The sequence below is a fragment of the Saccharopolyspora indica genome (assembly GCF_027853965.1).
GTDB lineage: Bacteria > Actinomycetota > Actinomycetes > Mycobacteriales > Pseudonocardiaceae > Saccharopolyspora > Saccharopolyspora indica.
The window spans coordinates 100,174-115,180 of the sequence record NZ_JAQGLB010000009.1 but is presented as its reverse complement, the minus strand read 5'-3'; the positions used below and the strand labels follow the sequence as shown (position 1 = coordinate 115,180).

Below are 15,007 nucleotides of genomic sequence, written 5' to 3'. Positions count from 1 at the left end.
ACCACCCACCGCTTTGAACCCCGCTCGACCCCGGGCTCAACCGCACCGCGCCTCGCCACGTCTCCCCTGTATCACCGGGTAGCGCACGGTGACGGCGTCGCGTTCGGAGCTGATCGCACACCGGCACGCCAGCCTCGTGGGCTCTCGCCGCTCCGGCGCTCGGGGTGGGTGTTGTTGATCTCCTGGGGTTGGTGGGACCGCTGAAATCGGTTGGGTTTTGTCGGGGGTTTGGGTCATTCTGGGGGTGGTTCGCCTTTTCGGGGGCGGGCGGATTGTTCTTCTTTCGGTCTTCTTGGGGGTTCTGTGCGGCGGCTCGAGTACAAGTGGATCGTCGGGATCACGTTCGTGCTGGCGCTGATCATGCAGATCCTCGACGTCACCATCCTGAACGTGGCGCTCGCCACGCTCGGGCGGGAGTTCGGCGTCGGACCCGGGGAGCTGCAGTGGGTGCTGACCGGGTACATGATCAGCCTCGCCGTGTTCATCCCGTCCTCCGGCTGGATCGCCGACCGGTTCGGCAGCAAGCGGACCTTCCAGGCCGCCGTGATCATCTTCACCCTCGCCTCCGTGCTCTGCGGGGTGTCCACCGAGCTGTGGATGCTCATCGCCGCGCGGGTGCTGCAAGGCGTCGGCGGCGGCATGCTCGTGCCCGTCGGGCAGGCCATGCTCTTCCGGGCCTTCCCCGCCAACGAACGGGCCAAGGCCGGGGCGGTGCTGGCCATCCCGATCACCGTCGCGCCGATGCTCGGCCCGGTCCTCGGCGGCGTGCTCGTCGAGTACGCCGACTGGCGCTGGATCTTCTTCATCAACGTGCCCGTCGGGGCGCTCGCACTGCTGTGCGCCGTGCTGTACCTCCGCGAGGAGGAGCGCACCGACCCCGGGCGCTTCGACCTGCCCGGCTTCCTGCTCGCCGGCATCGGACTGGCCTCCCTGCTCTACGGCCTCGAACAGGGCGCGCAGCTCGGCTGGGGCACCGCCCAGGTGTGGGTGAGCCTGCTCGTCGCCGGACTGCTCATCGCCGGGCTGATCTGGCGGGAGCTGACCGTCCGCCACCCGATGCTGGACCTGCGGCTGCTGGCCGACCGGATGTTCGGCACCGGCAACCTGCTGCTGCTGTGCCAGACCGGGTCGATGTTCGGCGTCCTCTTCCTGCTGCCGCTCTACCTGCAGAACCTGCGCGGGGTCTCGCCGATGGGGACCGGGCTGGTGCTCATGCCGCAGGCGGTGGTCATGCTGCTGACCACCCAGGTGGTCAGCCGGGTCTACGGCCGGATCGGCCCGAAGCGGCTGATCCTGGCCGGGTTCGCGGTGCAGGCGGCGATCTGCGCCGGGCTGCAGCTGCAGGGCCTGACCACCTCGCTGGGCTTCCTGGTCGCGCTGCTCGTGGTGCAGGGCGCGGCCATGGGCCTGCTGATGACCCCGCTGCAGACCGCCACCTTCGCGGGCGTCTCCGGCCCGAAGATGGGGCAGGCCAGCTCGCTGTTCAACGTCAGCAGGCAGGTCGCCACCGCGCTCGGCACCGCCGTCGTGGCCACCGTGCTGGTGGTGCTCACCGAGCACGGTACGTCCACAATGGACCCCGGAACTCCGTTGGCCGAGGTCCAGCTCGGGGCTTACCACGGAGCGTTCCTGGTCTCGGTGGCGTTCGCGGTGCTGGGTATCCTGCTGGCGCTGCGAGTGCGCGACGCCGACGCCGCGGCCAGCCTCGACCGCCCGAGCGGGCGGGGCGACCGCGAACCGGCCGAGACCGTGAGATAGGTCAAGCGCACCCCGCCACCGGAAAGCTCCGGGCAGTATGTGAGGGGTGACCGATATGCCGCACGTCGACCAGGTCCGCAACCACGCCCGCTGGCGCCCGGGCTGGCGCGCCGGGCGCACCGGCTACGCCTGGTTGCTGCCGCTCTCCGACCAGCCCGGGCTGCGCAAGCTGGTCAACGACTACCAGTACGCGCTGCGCGATCTGCCCGGTTTCGACCTGGTCCCGCTGGAGTGGATGCACATCCTGGTCCAGGAGATCGGCTTCACCGACGAGATCGACGAGGCGCGGATCGAACCGCTGGTCGCGGCCACCCGCAAGCGGCTCGAAGCGGTGCTGCCGCTCACCCTGGCCTTCCACCACGCCGTGGTGCAGCCGGAATCGCTGTCGCTGCCCGCCGAACCGCAGTCGACGATCATCGAGCTGCGGACCGCGGTGCGCGAGGCGCTGGCGGACGTGCTCGGCGAAGCGGCCGTGCCGCCGGAGCCCGAGGACGTCGACAAGCACGTCAGCCTCGCCCACTCCACCACCGACGGCCCGGCGATCTTCGCCGTGGCCACGCTCAGCGGCACCCAGGTGGAGCCGACCACGGCCAAGCTCCCGACGCTGTCGCTGGTGAAGCTCAACCGCGACCACTCGTGCTCGGAGTGGGAGAAGGTCACCGAAGTCCCCCTCGGCTCCTGACCACGGGGCCCGCGTCAATTTCGTACGAAATTGACCACCACCTGGCTCGCTCGGCCTTGACTCGGTCGGTATCAAGGCGGCATGGGTGAGCTCTCCGCGCGCGGCCTCCGGGCCGATGAGTCCGAAGCGTTCTTCGGCGTCTTCTCCGACGCGTTCCTCAACGACTCGCTGAGGTCCGCAGCCGCGGGCGGGTTGTACGGCCCCACGTTCCGGCTCGAACGCGCGCACGGCGTGTTCGACGGCGACGTGATGATCGGCGGGACCGGGCGGATCGAGCAGGAGATCACCGTGCCGGGCCCGGCGCAGTGCCCGCTCGCGGCGGTGACCGCCGTGGGCGTGGCGCCGGGGAACCGGCGGCGCGGCGTGCTGACCGCGCTGATGCGGGCCCAGCTGGACGCGCTGCACGGGAACGGCACGCCGATCGCGGCGCTGTTCGCGTCGGAAGCCGGGATCTACGGCCGGTTCGGGTACGGCATCGCCAGCTACGAGAGCCACCTGGTGGTGCCGCGCGGCGCAGCCTTCCTGCCCACCGTGGAGGTCGACGACCGGCGGATCCGCGAGGTCGACCGGGAGCAGGGGGTCGAGATCGCGCGGGCCCGCTATTCCGCGGTCGCGGCGGACCGCATCGGCTGGCTGTCGCGCAGCGACGGCTCGTGGGAGGCCCGCGTGCTGGACTGGCCCACCGTGCGCAGCGATCTCGGCGCGCCCCGGTTCGCGGTGCATCCCGACGGGTACGCGATCTACCGGGCCAAGCGGGAGTGGACTCCGCGCGGCCCCGCCTACCAGCTGCACATCGCGGAGCTGGTGGCCACGACTCCGCAGGCCTACGCCGCGCTGTGGCGGTACCTGCTGGACTTCGACCTGGTGGCCGAGGTGCACTGGCGCAAGGCTGCGCTCGACGAGCCGGTGCTGGGCATGCTCGCCAACCCGCGCGCCGTCGACCGCCGGGTGCTCGACGCGCTGTGGGTGCGGCTGGTCGACCTGGACCGGGCGCTGATGACCCGCCGCTACGCCGCCCCGCTCGACGTGGTCCTCGACGTCACCGACCGCTTCTGCCCGTGGAACGAAGGCCGTTGGCGGTTGCGCGCCGACGCTTCGGGATCCGCCACCGCGACCCGGACCGAAGACGCCGGGCACGTCTCGCTGGACATCACCGATCTCGCGGCCGCGTACCTGGGCGGCAGCACGCTGGCCGCGCTGGCGCGCTCCGGACGGGTCGTCGAGCACGAACCGGGGACGCTGGTCGCGACGTCCCGGGCGTTCGCGACCGACTGCGCACCGCACTGCCAGGAAGGCTTCTGATCACCCGTTCGCGTGAAGTCCAGGTACTGTCGACGTGGACGGATTCGTCCGGTTTCGGGAGGTCCTCCGGTGAACACCGCCGTCCTCATCATCGTCGTCGCGCTCGTGGTGATCGGCGCCGCCATCTGGTGGTCCCGCAAGAAGGCCGTGGAGCACCAGCAGAAGCAGCTGGCGGACGCGCAGGCCGAAGCGCGCCGCTGGGTCGAGCGGCTGGGTGGCCAGGTGCTCAACCTGATCGGCACCAACGAGGCCGCCAAGCAGGCGCTGGCCGACGCCGCGGAGCGGCACGGCGCCGCCGTCTCCCAGCTGGAGCAGGCCACCACCGAGCAGCAGGCCCGGCTGACCAGCCAATCCGCGCTGGAAGGGCTCTACTACGCGCGGGCGGCGCGGATCGCCATGGACATGGACCCCGGCCCCGAGCTGCCCGACCTGTCCGGTCAGCGCGGCGCGGGCAAGGTCACCGAGGTCCGCGAGGTCGAGGTGGAGGGCCGCCAGCAGGTGGCCTCGCCGAACCCGAGCGAGCAGACGCCGCACTTCTACCCCGGCGGCACGGTGGCGGGCCGCCCGGTGCCGCAGGGCTGGTACAGCGAGCCGTGGTGGAAGCCGGCCCTGGTCGCGGGAGCCTGGGGCGTGGGCTCGTTCGTGCTGATGAGCGCCCTGTTCAGCGGGATGTCGGGAGTCCCTGCGGAAGCGGCGTACGCGGAGGGCTACCAGGACGGCATGGCCGCCGACGACCCGGGCGCGGACCTGGGCGACCCGGGAGCCGACACCGGCGGCGACTTCGGGGACTTCGGCTTCTGACGGGATTTCAATGGAAATAAGACGTCTGATTTCAATGGAAATCGCGGAAGGACTCCACCGGACGGGCCCGGTGTCCACCGCCGTCGGCGCGTCGGGCGGACGACGCACCGGCAGCGCGTCGGGTCAGCCCGGCTGGCAGGTGGGGCACCAGTAGAGCTTGCGGCCGGAGAGGTCCGCGGTGGCGACCGGGGTGCCGCAGATCAGGCAGGGCATCGCCGCTCGGCGGTAGACGTAGACCTCACCGCCGTGCCGGTCCTGGCGCGGGGCGCGGCCGGTGGCCTCGGGCATGTGCTCCGGTCGCACCGTGTCGATGCGCCCCACCCGGACGCCGTCGGTCATCAGCTCGACCAGGTCCGCCCAGATCAGCTCCCACTGCTCGCGGGTGAGCGCACGTCCTGGCGTGTAGGGCGGGATGCCGTGGCGGAACAGCACTTCCGCCCGGTAGACGTTGCCGACCCCGGCCAGCACCTTCTGGTCCAGCAGCAGCGCCGCGATGCTCGTGCGGGAGCGGGAGATCCGCGTCCAGGCCCGCTCCGGGTCGGCGTCGGCGCGCAGCGGGTCCGGGCCCAGCCGCGCCCGCAAGACCTCGACCTCGTCGCCGGTCAGCAGTTCGCAGGCCGTCGGGCCCCGCAGATCCGTCCAGTGCGTCTCGCCGATGATCCGCATCCGCACCTGGCCGCGCGGCTCCAGCACCGGGAGCTCGGATTCGCTGAAGGTGCCGTAGAGCCCGAGGTGGACGTGGACGATCCGGTCCGGGCCGTAGTGGTGGAACAGGTGCTTGCCGTGCGCCTCGGCGCGCTCCAGCACCGAGCCGTCGAGCAGCGAAGCGCTGGTGGCGAAGCGCCCCTGCGGGCTGCCCACCCGGACTCGGGTGCCCGCGAACAGCTCGTCGTGCACCCCGGCGAGCCGGTGCAGGGTGTGGCCTTCGGGCATGTCAGCGCTTGTTCCTGGTCAGACGATGATCCACAGCACGACCGACTCGGCGAGGTAGGCCGCCACGCACCACAGCGCGATGTGCAGGCCGCGGCGGACCGGCCGGTCGCTGCGCCGGAGGAGGAGTCCGGCGATCAGGGAGATGAGCGGCGCCAGGACCGCTCCGGCGATCAGCCACAGGCCGACGCCGAGCACGCAGTCCGGCGCGGGGCACAGCGCCTCCACCAGAGCCGGCGAGAGCGCTCGCTGCCCGAAGAAGAGCACCAGCACGCCGACCACCGTCGCCGCCACCGCCACGAGCGGTGTCAGCACAGCGGGACGTGCTGGTGCCATCGGTCAGTTCCCGGGCAGCGCCGGGGGCTGGCCGGTCTTCTCGTAGTCGGTGAGCAGGTCGATGCGCCGCTGGTGGCGGCCGCCCTCGAACTCGGTGGTCAGGAACGCCTCGACGATCGCCTCGGCCTCCTCGACGGTGTGCATCCGCGCACCGACGCCGGCCAGCAGCGCGTTGTTGTGCTGACGGGCCAGCTTGGCGGTCTCGACGCTCCAGGTCAGCGCGGCGCGAGCGCCGGGGACCTTGTTCGCGGCGATCTGCTCACCGTTGCCGGAGCCACCGAGGACCAGCCCGAGGCTGCCCTCGTCGGCGACGACGCGGCGAGCGGTCTCGACGCAGAACGGCGGGTAGTCGTCCTGGGCGTCGTATTCCGCGGGGCCGATGTCGGTCACTTCGTGACCCTTGTCGGTCAGCCACTTGACGAGGTGGTTCTTGAGTTCGTATCCGGCGTGGTCGGAGCCGATGTAGACGCGCACGGGGGCAGTCTTGCAGACCCCGCCGGACCACTGCGCACCCTGGTTCTTGTTCCCACCATGACCAGCGCTGTTCCACCTCACAGTCCCGCCTCTCCGCGATTCACAGTGGTGGTCGCGCTCGGTGTTGATCTTGCGTTCTGGGGGTTTCTCGTGGCCGGGTTGCGTCACGGTCCCCTGAGGTGCGGTTGGGCAGGGCTGGGGTTGCCACACTGGTCAGCCTTCCAGGCATGACCAGCGCTGTTCCGCCTCTCCGCGATTCACAGCGGTGGTTGCGCTCGGGGGTGATCTTGCGTTTTGGAGGTTTCTTGTGGCCGGGTTGCGTCACGGCCCCCTGAGGTGCGGCTGATCAGGGCTGGGGTTGCGATGCTGGTTAGCCTTCCCACCATGACCAGCGTCGATGTGCACGTGGACTGGGGTTTGCCGGGGCTGCGTGCTATGTCGGAGTTCTCGGTTCTGGTGGTCGTCGACGTGCTCTCGTTCTCCACCGCCGTTGACGTCGCGACCAGCCACGGGGCGCGGGTGCTGCCCATGCGCTCGCGGTACGACGCGATTCCGGAGGACGTCGTGCTGGCTTGGGCGCGCAGCCACGAGCGCTGGTCGCTGAGCCCGTCTTCTTTGCAGACCCTCCCTTCGGACGTCCGGCTGGGCCTGCCGTCACCGAACGGTGCGACGCTGTGCGCCTCTGCCGGGAACGCGACCGTTTTCGCTGGTTGTCTGCGCAATGCCGACGCCGTGGCCGCAGCCGCTGCGCGCGTCGGCGGGCCGGTCGGCGTGGTCGCGGGCGGCGAGCGCCGGGACGGCGAGCTGCGGCCCGCGATCGAGGACCTGCTCGGCGCGGGTGCGATCACCGCCGCGCTGCCCGGACGCCGCTCCCCCGAAGCCGAACTCGCGGCCGCCGCGTTCCTCGCCGTGCGGGACGACATCGCCGATCTTCTCGCCGAGTGCGACTCCGGGCGCGAACTCGCCGAGATGGGGTTCCCGCACGACGTGGAGCTGGCCGCGGCCGTCAACGCCAGCCGGACCGCACCGGTGCTGCGCGAGGGCTTCCTGGAGGCCGCGTGAACTGGCACGAGGTCGGCCCGGAGGTGTTCGTCCGGCGGTACGACGAGCTCGACCTGTCCGTCGGGTTGGTCGTCGGCGGCGAGTTCGCGCTGGTCATCGACACCCGGGGTGATCACGTGCAGGGAGCCGAGCTGGCCGCTGCGGTCCGCCGGGTCACCGCGCTGCCCTGGCAGGTGGTGATCACGCACGGCCACTTCGACCACTGCTTCGGCACCAGCGCTTTCCTGCCCGCGCCGGTCTGGGCGCACGAGCGCTGCCCCGGCTTCCTGGCCTCGACCGCCGACCAGCAGCGCGCCGAATGGGTCGCGCACTACCGCCGCGAAGGCGCCGACGGCATCGCCGACGCGCTCGCCGGGTCCGCCCCGGACCGGCCGGATCGCCTGGTGTCGGACCGGGCCGCCGTCGACCTGGGCGGTCGCACCGTCCAGCTGCTCCACCCCGGTCCCGGCCACACCGATCACGACCTGGTCATCGCGGTTCCCGATGCCGGGGCGGTGTTCGCGGGCGATCTCGTCGAGCAGGGCGCCCCACCGGACTTCGGCGACGCCCACCCCGAGTCCTGGCCCGCCGCGGTGGACGGCGTTCTCGCGCTCGAGCCCGCCGTCGTCGTGCCGGGCCACGGCGAGCCCGTCGGCCCGGACTTCGTGCGCGCCCAGCGCGCCGAGCTCGCCGCGGTCGCCGAGCTCTGCCGCGACCACCGGCTCGGCCTCCTTTCGGCGGAACAGGCACTCCACCGTTCCCCCTACCCAGCGGAGACCACCCGCACCGCGCTGAACCGGTCCTGACCAGCCTGAAACCGGGCACAACGCGCAGAGGACCCAAAAACGCTGGTCCGATCGCATCTTCGGCTAGGCCGTTCAGAGTCATTTGCGCCACCTGTGGCACCGATCCGATAACGCGAACGTCATCCTTCTCTAAACGCGCCCGCAAAGAGGGGTGCCCGCATCCGCGGTCGCGGCTTCGACGGCGAAGGACAGGTGGAAGGCGAACATGTCCGGACGTGACGACTTCGAGGCAGGTCGCCAGGACCTGGCCGCGCGCAATGCCGCACTGCGGGACCAGATCGACAACATGCTCTCCGACCTGCGCCGACGCACCGCCGGGATCCAGGAGAAGCAAGATGCGGCCGCGCGCCAGACCTTCGAAGTCGCCTCGGACGACGGCATGGTGACCGTCCGGGTCGACGCGACCGGCACCGTGCAGGAGCTGGCCCTGTCGTCCAAGGCGTTCGAGCGCACCACTCCCGAGAAGCTGGCGCGCAGCATCACCAGCGTGATCCGCGAGGCATCGGGCACCGCCCAGCGGCAGCTTCAGTCCGACTTCGCGCCGCTGGCCGACACCTCGGACGTCCCGGAGATCCCCGGCGTCCCGTCGCTGGCCGGTCTGCTGAACCGGGGTCCGCTGGTCCAGCCGCCCGACCCCGACCTCGAGCGCAGGCAGCGCCGCGAGGAGGACACCGCCGCCGCGGGGAGCAACCGGGCGGCGGAACCGCCGCAGGTGCGCACCAAGCCGGAAGACGACTGGGACGACGACTGGAACTGGGACGACAACCGGCGAGGGGGCCGCCGATGAGCGACCAGATGCGGATGCAGCCCGAGGAGATCCGCACCGGTGGCAAGAAGATCGGCGACTCCGGTGACGACCTCGACCAGGTGCTGACCACGCTGAAGTCCGCGCTCGACGGCGAGGGCGAGTGCTGGGGCGACGACGAGGCCGGGCAGACCTTCGCCAAGGACTACACCCAGGGCCGCGACAGCGTTTTCGAGAGCCTGAAGAAGGTCGTCGAAGCCCTGGGCAACATCGACGACAACCTCAAGGCCACCGCCGACGACACCGAGTCCAGCGATGCCGGATCGGCATCGGACATCGGGCGGTCCGGCTCGGACATGCCCTCGTAGGGAGTGGATGTTTCGTGAGCATCGAGATGCCCGACGAGGTCAAGTGGCTGCTGCCGATCGTGGTCGGTCAGTCCTGGCCGGAGGGCGACGAGGACGCCATGCGCCGCATGGCCGACGCGTGGCGCGCGGCCGCGGACGGGATCGGCGGCGTCAACGACGCCGCGAACCGCGGTGCCGAGCAGGCGAAGGGCGCGATGGAGGGACAGACCTCCGACGCGTTCGCCAAGCTGTGGAAGGACATCGGCGACGGCGGCGAAGCCGCGCTGCCGAAGCTGAAGGAGGCCTGCGAGAAGCTCGCGAAGGCCTGCGACGACGCGGCGCTGGACGTCGAGCACACCAAGCTGACCATCATCGCCTCGCTGATCGCGCTGGCCATCCAGATCGCGGCGATGATCGCGGCCGCACCGGTCACCTTCGGCGCCTCGACCGCGGGCGTCGCCGCCGCGCAGGCGGTCACCCGCACCGTGGTGATGCAGATCTTCCGGCAGCTCGTCATGAGCATCCTGAAGAACGTCGCCATCGAGATCGCCACCTCGGTCGCGATCGAGTTCGCGGTGCAGGGCGTGCAGATCGCCGCCGGTGAGCGCGACGGCTTCGACGGCGGCAAGTTCAAGGACGCGGCGATCTCCGGCGCCATCGGCGGAGCCGTGGGCGGCGTGTTCGAGGGCGCGGGCAAGGCCTTCGGCAAGCAGGCCGGCGAAGCCGTGGGCGACGCCGCAGGCGGAGCGGCCACCACCGCGGGCCGCGCAGCGGGCGACGCGGCGGGCGAAGCCGCCGGCGAAGCGGCGGAGAACGCCGCGGCGGCGCTCGGCAAGACGGCGCTGAAGGAAGGCGCGCTCGGCGCCGCCGAAGGCGCGGTGGGCAGCGTCGCGGAGCAGCTGATCACCGAGGGCAAGGTCGACTGGGGCGAGGTCGGCACGGGTGCGCTGTCCGGAGGTGTCACCGGCGCCGGGATGGGCGCGGGCGGCGAAGCCCTCGGCCGCGCGGGCAACGTGGACGTCCCCGACACCAGCACCGGGGGGACCGGCTCCGGCGGCGACGGCTCGGGCGGCGGACCCACCTCGGGAGGGAACGGCTCCGGCGGCGACGGCGGCACGGGCTCCGGCGGCGACGGCTCGGGCTCGGGCAGCACCGGCTCCGGCGGGGACGGCTCGGGTGGCGGTAGCACGAGTTCCAGCGGGAACGGTTCCGGTGGCACGGGCTCCGGCGCCGACGGCAGCGGCACGAACCCGTCCGGGACGAGTTCCGGTGGCTCCGGTTCCGGGACCGACGGCGGGCCCACCGGCCGGTCCGGCGACGGCAGCGGCGGTTCCGGCGGCGATTCCACCACGGGCTCCGGCGGTGGGGTGTCGTCGACGAGCCACGGTGGCGGCGACGGCGGCACCGGCTCCACCGGTTCCGGTGGTTCGCCCGGCGACAGTTCTCCGGGCGGCGGCTCCAGCTCATCGCAGGGCGGGTCCCCCAGCGGCGGTGATGGATCCCCGGCAGGCGGTTCCGGCTCTTCGCACAGCAGCGGCGACGGATCCTCCGGGAGCGGATCAGGTTCCGCTTCCTCGCACGGTGATTCACCGCGTTCGGACACCGGCTCGACGAGCTCCTCGGATTCTCCGCGCGCGTCCGGCGGCTCCGGCCAGTCCCATGTGGACTCCGGCAGCTCGGCGCACGGCTCCGGCGACGGCGGCTCGACGCCGCGCAGCTCCGCCCCGGACACCAGCAACGTGAGCCACTCGTCCGGCGCCGACGCACCGAGCAGCAGCAACCCGACGCCTGGCCCGCAGGCCGACCACACCGCCGGATCGTCCCCCAGCGGAGGCGGCACGTCCCACGCGACCGCGGGCGACTCCCCGGCCGGAGGCAGCGGAAACCAGGGATCCGGCGGCACCAACCCGGGCGGCGGCGCAGGTGGCGCGAGCCCGCAAGGCGGAGGCGCTGGCGGCGGAGGCGTCCCGCACGGCGGCGGTGGAACTTCGCACGGTGGCGGCGGTGCCGGTGGCGGAGTTCCGCACGGCGGCGGCGGTGCCGGTGGCGGGATTCCGCACGGCGGCGGAAGCACCGGCGGCGGAGGCGGAGGCGTCCCGCACGGCGGTGGCGCGAGCGGCGGAGCGCCGCCCGGCGGTGCTGGCGCCGGGGCACAGCCCGACACCAGCACCTCCCCGAACACCCCGGCCAGCACGACATCGTCCAACGTGGACGCCCCGATGGCGGCGGGCCCGACCGCTGCCGGGCCGATGCCGACCTCCAGCGCACCTCGCGGTGACCAAGCCGGTTCCACCGGCGGCGCAGCGGGCGGCGGAGCGATGGGCGGCATGGCCGGAGGCCCGGGAGGCGCCGCGGGCGGCGCACCGGCGGCCGGTGGCGGCGGCCGCCCGGGATCGGGCGGCGGCTGGACCGGAACCTCGGGCACTCCCGGCGCGGCAGCCCGCCCGGTCGGCGGCGACCCGGGTCCGCGACCGGACACCGGACGACCCGGCCCATCGCGCCAGGACGGCGGCCGCCCGGGCGACGCGGCACCGCGCGGATCGGCAGCACCGCCTGCCCCGCCCCGCCCGCACACCGCGCCCCCGGGAGGCCCGGGCGCCCCACCCCACCGCGGTCCGGACGGCGGACCACCACGACCGCAGCAGAACGCGCCGACCCCGGCCGGTCAGCGCCCCGACGGCGCCGCTCCCCGACCGGACGGCCCACCGCGCCCCGACGGGGCCGGACCACGACCGAACGGCACCCCTCCGGGACCGCGGCCAGACGGTTCAGCACCGCGACCGGACGGCGGCCAGCCACGGCCGGACGCAGCCCCGCGGCCCAACGGCCCGACACGCCCCGATGCGAGCGCTCCGCCGCGCCCGGACAGCAGCGGACCACGACCGGACGGGACGACCAGCCCCACCGGCGCAGGACCGCGACCCGACACGGCGCCGCGCCCGGACGGAAGCGGACCGCGACCCGACAGCGCGACACCGCGCCCGGACACGGCTTCACCGCGTCCCGACGGCGCACGCCCGGACACGACAACCCCGCGCCCGGACGGAACTCGTCCGGACCCGGCACCGCGCCCGGACGGCAGGGCGCCGAAACCGGACGGCCCCACCCGCGACGGTTCGACGCCGGACCAGCGCCAAGACGCCAAACCGGATGCAGGCACCCGCGATCCGAAGGACTCCGGCCAGGACCCGTCGCGCCCGAAGGACTCCGGCGCGGACGGCCCGGAGAACCGCCCGGACACCGATCCGCACCGCGACGGCGACGCGGACCCGGGCACCCCGGAACGCCAGCAGCAGATCGACGAAGCCGAGGCCAACCGCGACTCCACCCCGGCGGGCTCGTCGTTCCACACCGACCCGAACATGCGCGACCTCGCGCAGCGGGTGCCCGACGACGGCGTCCACCACACGGTCGACGTGCACGCCCTGCCGGACGGCCGCGTCCGCGTCGGCGACCGCACGTTCAGCGCGCAGGAGTTCGCGGACATGCTCCGCCGCGACCCGAACTGGGACGGCAAGCCGATCCGCCTGCTCTCCTGCGACGCGGGAACCAGCGGCCTGGCCCGAGACCTCTCCCGAGAGCTCGGCGTCCCGGTGACGGCACCCCGCGGCCTGGCCTGGACCGACGGCAACGGCCGCGTCTTCGCCTCCGACATGGGCCCCGACGGCCGCCCGGGCTGGCCCCCGAACGGGGGCTGGGACACCCACAACCCGGACGGCACCCAGACCCCGGCCAGCAACGACGGCTTCCACCCCACCCGAGACGGCGAAGACCCGGGCACCCAACCCGACGACGCCGAGGCGCGGGGCGACGAATCGAGCTCCGATCCGCATGACAAGGTCGGGCGGCCCAATCCGGATGCCGGCACCGATGTCGAGCGCCGGAACGCACCGCTCGGCGAGAAGATCAACGATCCGGAGTACTTGCGCAGGTATTACACGGCGACCCACGACGCACAGGGCAATCCCTACTACCGGCGGAACAGCATCTCGGGCGAGGACGAGAACGGTCTGCCCACGCCTCAGGTCAACGGCAGCAGGCCCGGCGAGATCACCATCAGCGACAACGACTTCGAGGCACACACGCCGAAGAGCAAGGACTCCGGCACGTTCCCGGAGGACACCCGTGCGCGCATCGAGGACGACGTGCGCCAGCAGATGGAGCAATACCGCCGGGATGGCGATGAACGAGATCTCGGCTTCAGCAATCGCGAAAAGATCAACAAGGACGCCACCGACTCCCAAGAAGCGCACGACAAGGCGCGGGAGGACGCGAAGAAGGAACACGGACTTCCGGACAACACTCCGAAGAAGGAGATCGACAAGCACGTCGACGAGGACGTCATCGAGGAACGGCGGTACCACTCCGAAGTCCGCACCAAGCTCGGCGAGGAAACCGGCGAAGCCGTCGCGACGGAGCGGAGCGAGGACTTCATCCGGGAGAACTGGGGTGAAGACGCCGATATGGAGCTGAAATCGTCCAGCTCCAACGACGCGGACGCGGACGCGGACGACGGCACCCGAAGCGGCTCGGGCGAGTTCGACCAGATCCGGGAACCAGTCCCGGACGAGTTCCTGATCAGCGAGGCGAAGGGGCCGAACGCCGATTACGAGCCACGGTGGAACAGCGACCGGACGCAGCGGATCCAGCAGGGCCACCCCGAATACCTCCGGACGATCCTCAACGAAATGCGGCAACGAGGTGAGCACGAACTCGCGGATCGAATCGAGGACGCGCACGAACGCGACCTCGAAGACGGCCGCGTGCCACCGCGCGTTCGCTACATCGGAGTCCAGGCCACGGTCGAAACAGGACCGAACGGTGATATCGTGCTGGGGCACAAGACCATCGAGTTCGACCTCAACCCGAAGAATAATCAGCAGCAGTCGAACGATTCGGATGAGTGATGACAGTCGTTGAGCGCCACCCCATCGACACCGCGTTCGCCGCGGAGAACGCGCCCGGGCTCGCGGCGAGCTTCGAGCGCAACCTTCCCAAAGTCGAACGCAACGCCTCGCGACTGACGAGCCTGCTCGACATCGCACTCATGCGGCTCGGCAACCAGTGCGCCATCGACCCGACAGCCGACAAGCTGGACACCTGGGTCAGCTTCACACACGCCACACAGGTGTCTTCAGCGATCTTCGCCGCGGCTACGGCGGAAGCCGACCAGGTTGAATGCCTGATCGACCAGCGGGAGATCGGAGTTCCCGCCACGGGCCCCAGCACTGCCAGCGATCCGGCTCGCTGGCAGACCGCGCTTTGGCTTGCCACGACCTGTCGGGACCACGATCGGATCCGTTCCCTGTGCGGTGTCGGAGAGAGCACGCTCCGCACCAATTCTGACAACTTCGACGACTACATCTATTCGTGGGTCGCAACCCTTCAAGCATATTTCCGGGGAGACCAGGAGAACGTTCCCCGACTCCTCCAGGAAACCACTCGCCTGCTGTCCCCGGAAAACGCGACGAAAACCCACCCGGATTTGCTCAACAAGGTCGTTCGGCCACAACTGCTGCTCTTCCTGCAGTTGGCGAGCAATGACGAATCCGGGTTCAACGACGTGCTTCGCGAAACGCTGGAAGCACACCGGGAATTCTGGACAGCCGACTCCAGAGCCCGAACGAACCCTGTCGGGTACATCGCGCCAGGACCGCTGGCCATGGTCTCCGTCGCCCGCGATCTGGGCTTCACGCTCGACGTCGAATCCGACTACCTCCCGATCAACCTCATCCGCGGAAGCTGGATCACGGAATTCCGGTTCTGAGCTCGCGGAACCGATGCG

At 71.5% G+C, this 15,007-nt stretch carries 13 protein-coding genes; 10 read left to right on the top strand and 3 right to left on the bottom strand.

Features of this window, described 5'->3' with window-relative positions; genetic code table 11:
- The first annotated feature begins 303 nt into the window (after positions 1-303).
- The 4 genes from OU416_RS20690 to OU416_RS20675 all read left to right on the top strand — a co-directional run bounded on the left by OU416_RS20690 (position 304) and on the right by OU416_RS20675 (position 4,543).
- Positions 304-1,758, top strand: coding sequence for an MDR family MFS transporter (locus OU416_RS20690; protein ID WP_270928649.1), 1,455 nt, complete (start codon positions 304-306; stop codon positions 1,756-1,758).
- A 55-nt stretch (positions 1,759-1,813) separates the two neighbouring features.
- The gene (locus tag OU416_RS20685) at positions 1,814-2,440 is read left to right on the top strand and encodes a 2'-5' RNA ligase family protein (protein ID WP_270928832.1); all 627 of its coding nucleotides are present in this window, start codon (positions 1,814-1,816) and stop codon (positions 2,438-2,440) included.
- A gap of 81 nt (positions 2,441-2,521) precedes the next feature.
- A complete protein-coding gene (locus OU416_RS20680) occupies positions 2,522-3,742 on the top strand; it encodes a GNAT family N-acetyltransferase (RefSeq protein ID WP_270928648.1) in 1,221 nt (406 codons plus the stop codon).
- 69 nt (positions 3,743-3,811) lie between these two features.
- A complete protein-coding gene (locus OU416_RS20675) occupies positions 3,812-4,543 on the top strand; it encodes a hypothetical protein (protein WP_270928647.1) in 732 nt (243 codons plus the stop codon).
- Between the two features lie 123 nt (positions 4,544-4,666).
- On the opposite strand, the gene OU416_RS20670 is transcribed toward OU416_RS20675, so the two are convergent.
- From OU416_RS20670 to OU416_RS20660, 3 genes are read right to left on the bottom strand one after another with little or no spacing between them, the layout of a single operon-like run.
- A complete protein-coding gene (locus OU416_RS20670; protein WP_270928646.1) occupies positions 4,667-5,476 on the bottom strand; it encodes an Fpg/Nei family DNA glycosylase in 810 nt (269 codons plus the stop codon).
- 18 nt (positions 5,477-5,494) lie between these two features.
- Positions 5,495-5,809 carry a hypothetical protein gene (locus OU416_RS20665; protein ID WP_270928645.1) on the bottom strand — a complete coding sequence of 105 codons (315 nt, stop codon included), beginning with the start codon at positions 5,807-5,809 and terminating at the stop codon, positions 5,495-5,497.
- A 3-nt stretch (positions 5,810-5,812) separates the two neighbouring features.
- Positions 5,813-6,283: a ribose-5-phosphate isomerase gene (locus OU416_RS20660; protein ID WP_093351482.1), complete on the bottom strand. Its 471-nt coding sequence runs from the start codon at positions 6,281-6,283 to the stop codon at positions 5,813-5,815.
- Positions 6,284-6,667: 384 nt separating this feature from the next.
- Between OU416_RS20660 and OU416_RS20655 the strand changes: the two genes are divergently transcribed.
- The 6 genes from OU416_RS20655 (at position 6,668) to OU416_RS20630 (ending at position 14,989) form a co-directional block, all read left to right on the top strand.
- The gene (locus OU416_RS20655) at positions 6,668-7,345 is read left to right on the top strand and encodes a 2-phosphosulfolactate phosphatase (RefSeq protein WP_270928644.1); all 678 of its coding nucleotides are present in this window, start codon (positions 6,668-6,670) and stop codon (positions 7,343-7,345) included.
- Positions 7,342-8,130, top strand: coding sequence for an MBL fold metallo-hydrolase (locus OU416_RS20650; RefSeq protein WP_270928643.1), 789 nt, complete (start codon positions 7,342-7,344; stop codon positions 8,128-8,130). Before OU416_RS20655 ends, OU416_RS20650 begins: the two co-directional genes overlap by 4 nt.
- 205 nt (positions 8,131-8,335) lie before the next feature.
- Positions 8,336-8,917: a YbaB/EbfC family nucleoid-associated protein gene (locus OU416_RS20645; RefSeq protein WP_270928642.1), complete on the top strand. Its 582-nt coding sequence runs from the start codon at positions 8,336-8,338 to the stop codon at positions 8,915-8,917.
- Positions 8,914-9,243, top strand: a complete 330-nt coding sequence (locus OU416_RS20640) for a WXG100 family type VII secretion target (RefSeq protein ID WP_270928641.1) — start codon at positions 8,914-8,916, stop codon at positions 9,241-9,243. The genes OU416_RS20645 and OU416_RS20640 overlap by 4 nt, the downstream gene beginning before the upstream one ends.
- Positions 9,244-9,257: 14 nt before the next feature.
- Positions 9,258-14,129, top strand: coding sequence for a WXG100-like domain-containing protein (locus tag OU416_RS20635; protein ID WP_270928640.1), 4,872 nt, complete (start codon positions 9,258-9,260; stop codon positions 14,127-14,129).
- Positions 14,129-14,989 carry an immunity 49 family protein gene (locus tag OU416_RS20630; protein WP_270928639.1) on the top strand — a complete coding sequence of 287 codons (861 nt, stop codon included), beginning with the start codon at positions 14,129-14,131 and terminating at the stop codon, positions 14,987-14,989. Before OU416_RS20635 ends, OU416_RS20630 begins: the two co-directional genes overlap by 1 nt.
- The last annotated feature ends 18 nt before the right edge of the window (positions 14,990-15,007 follow it).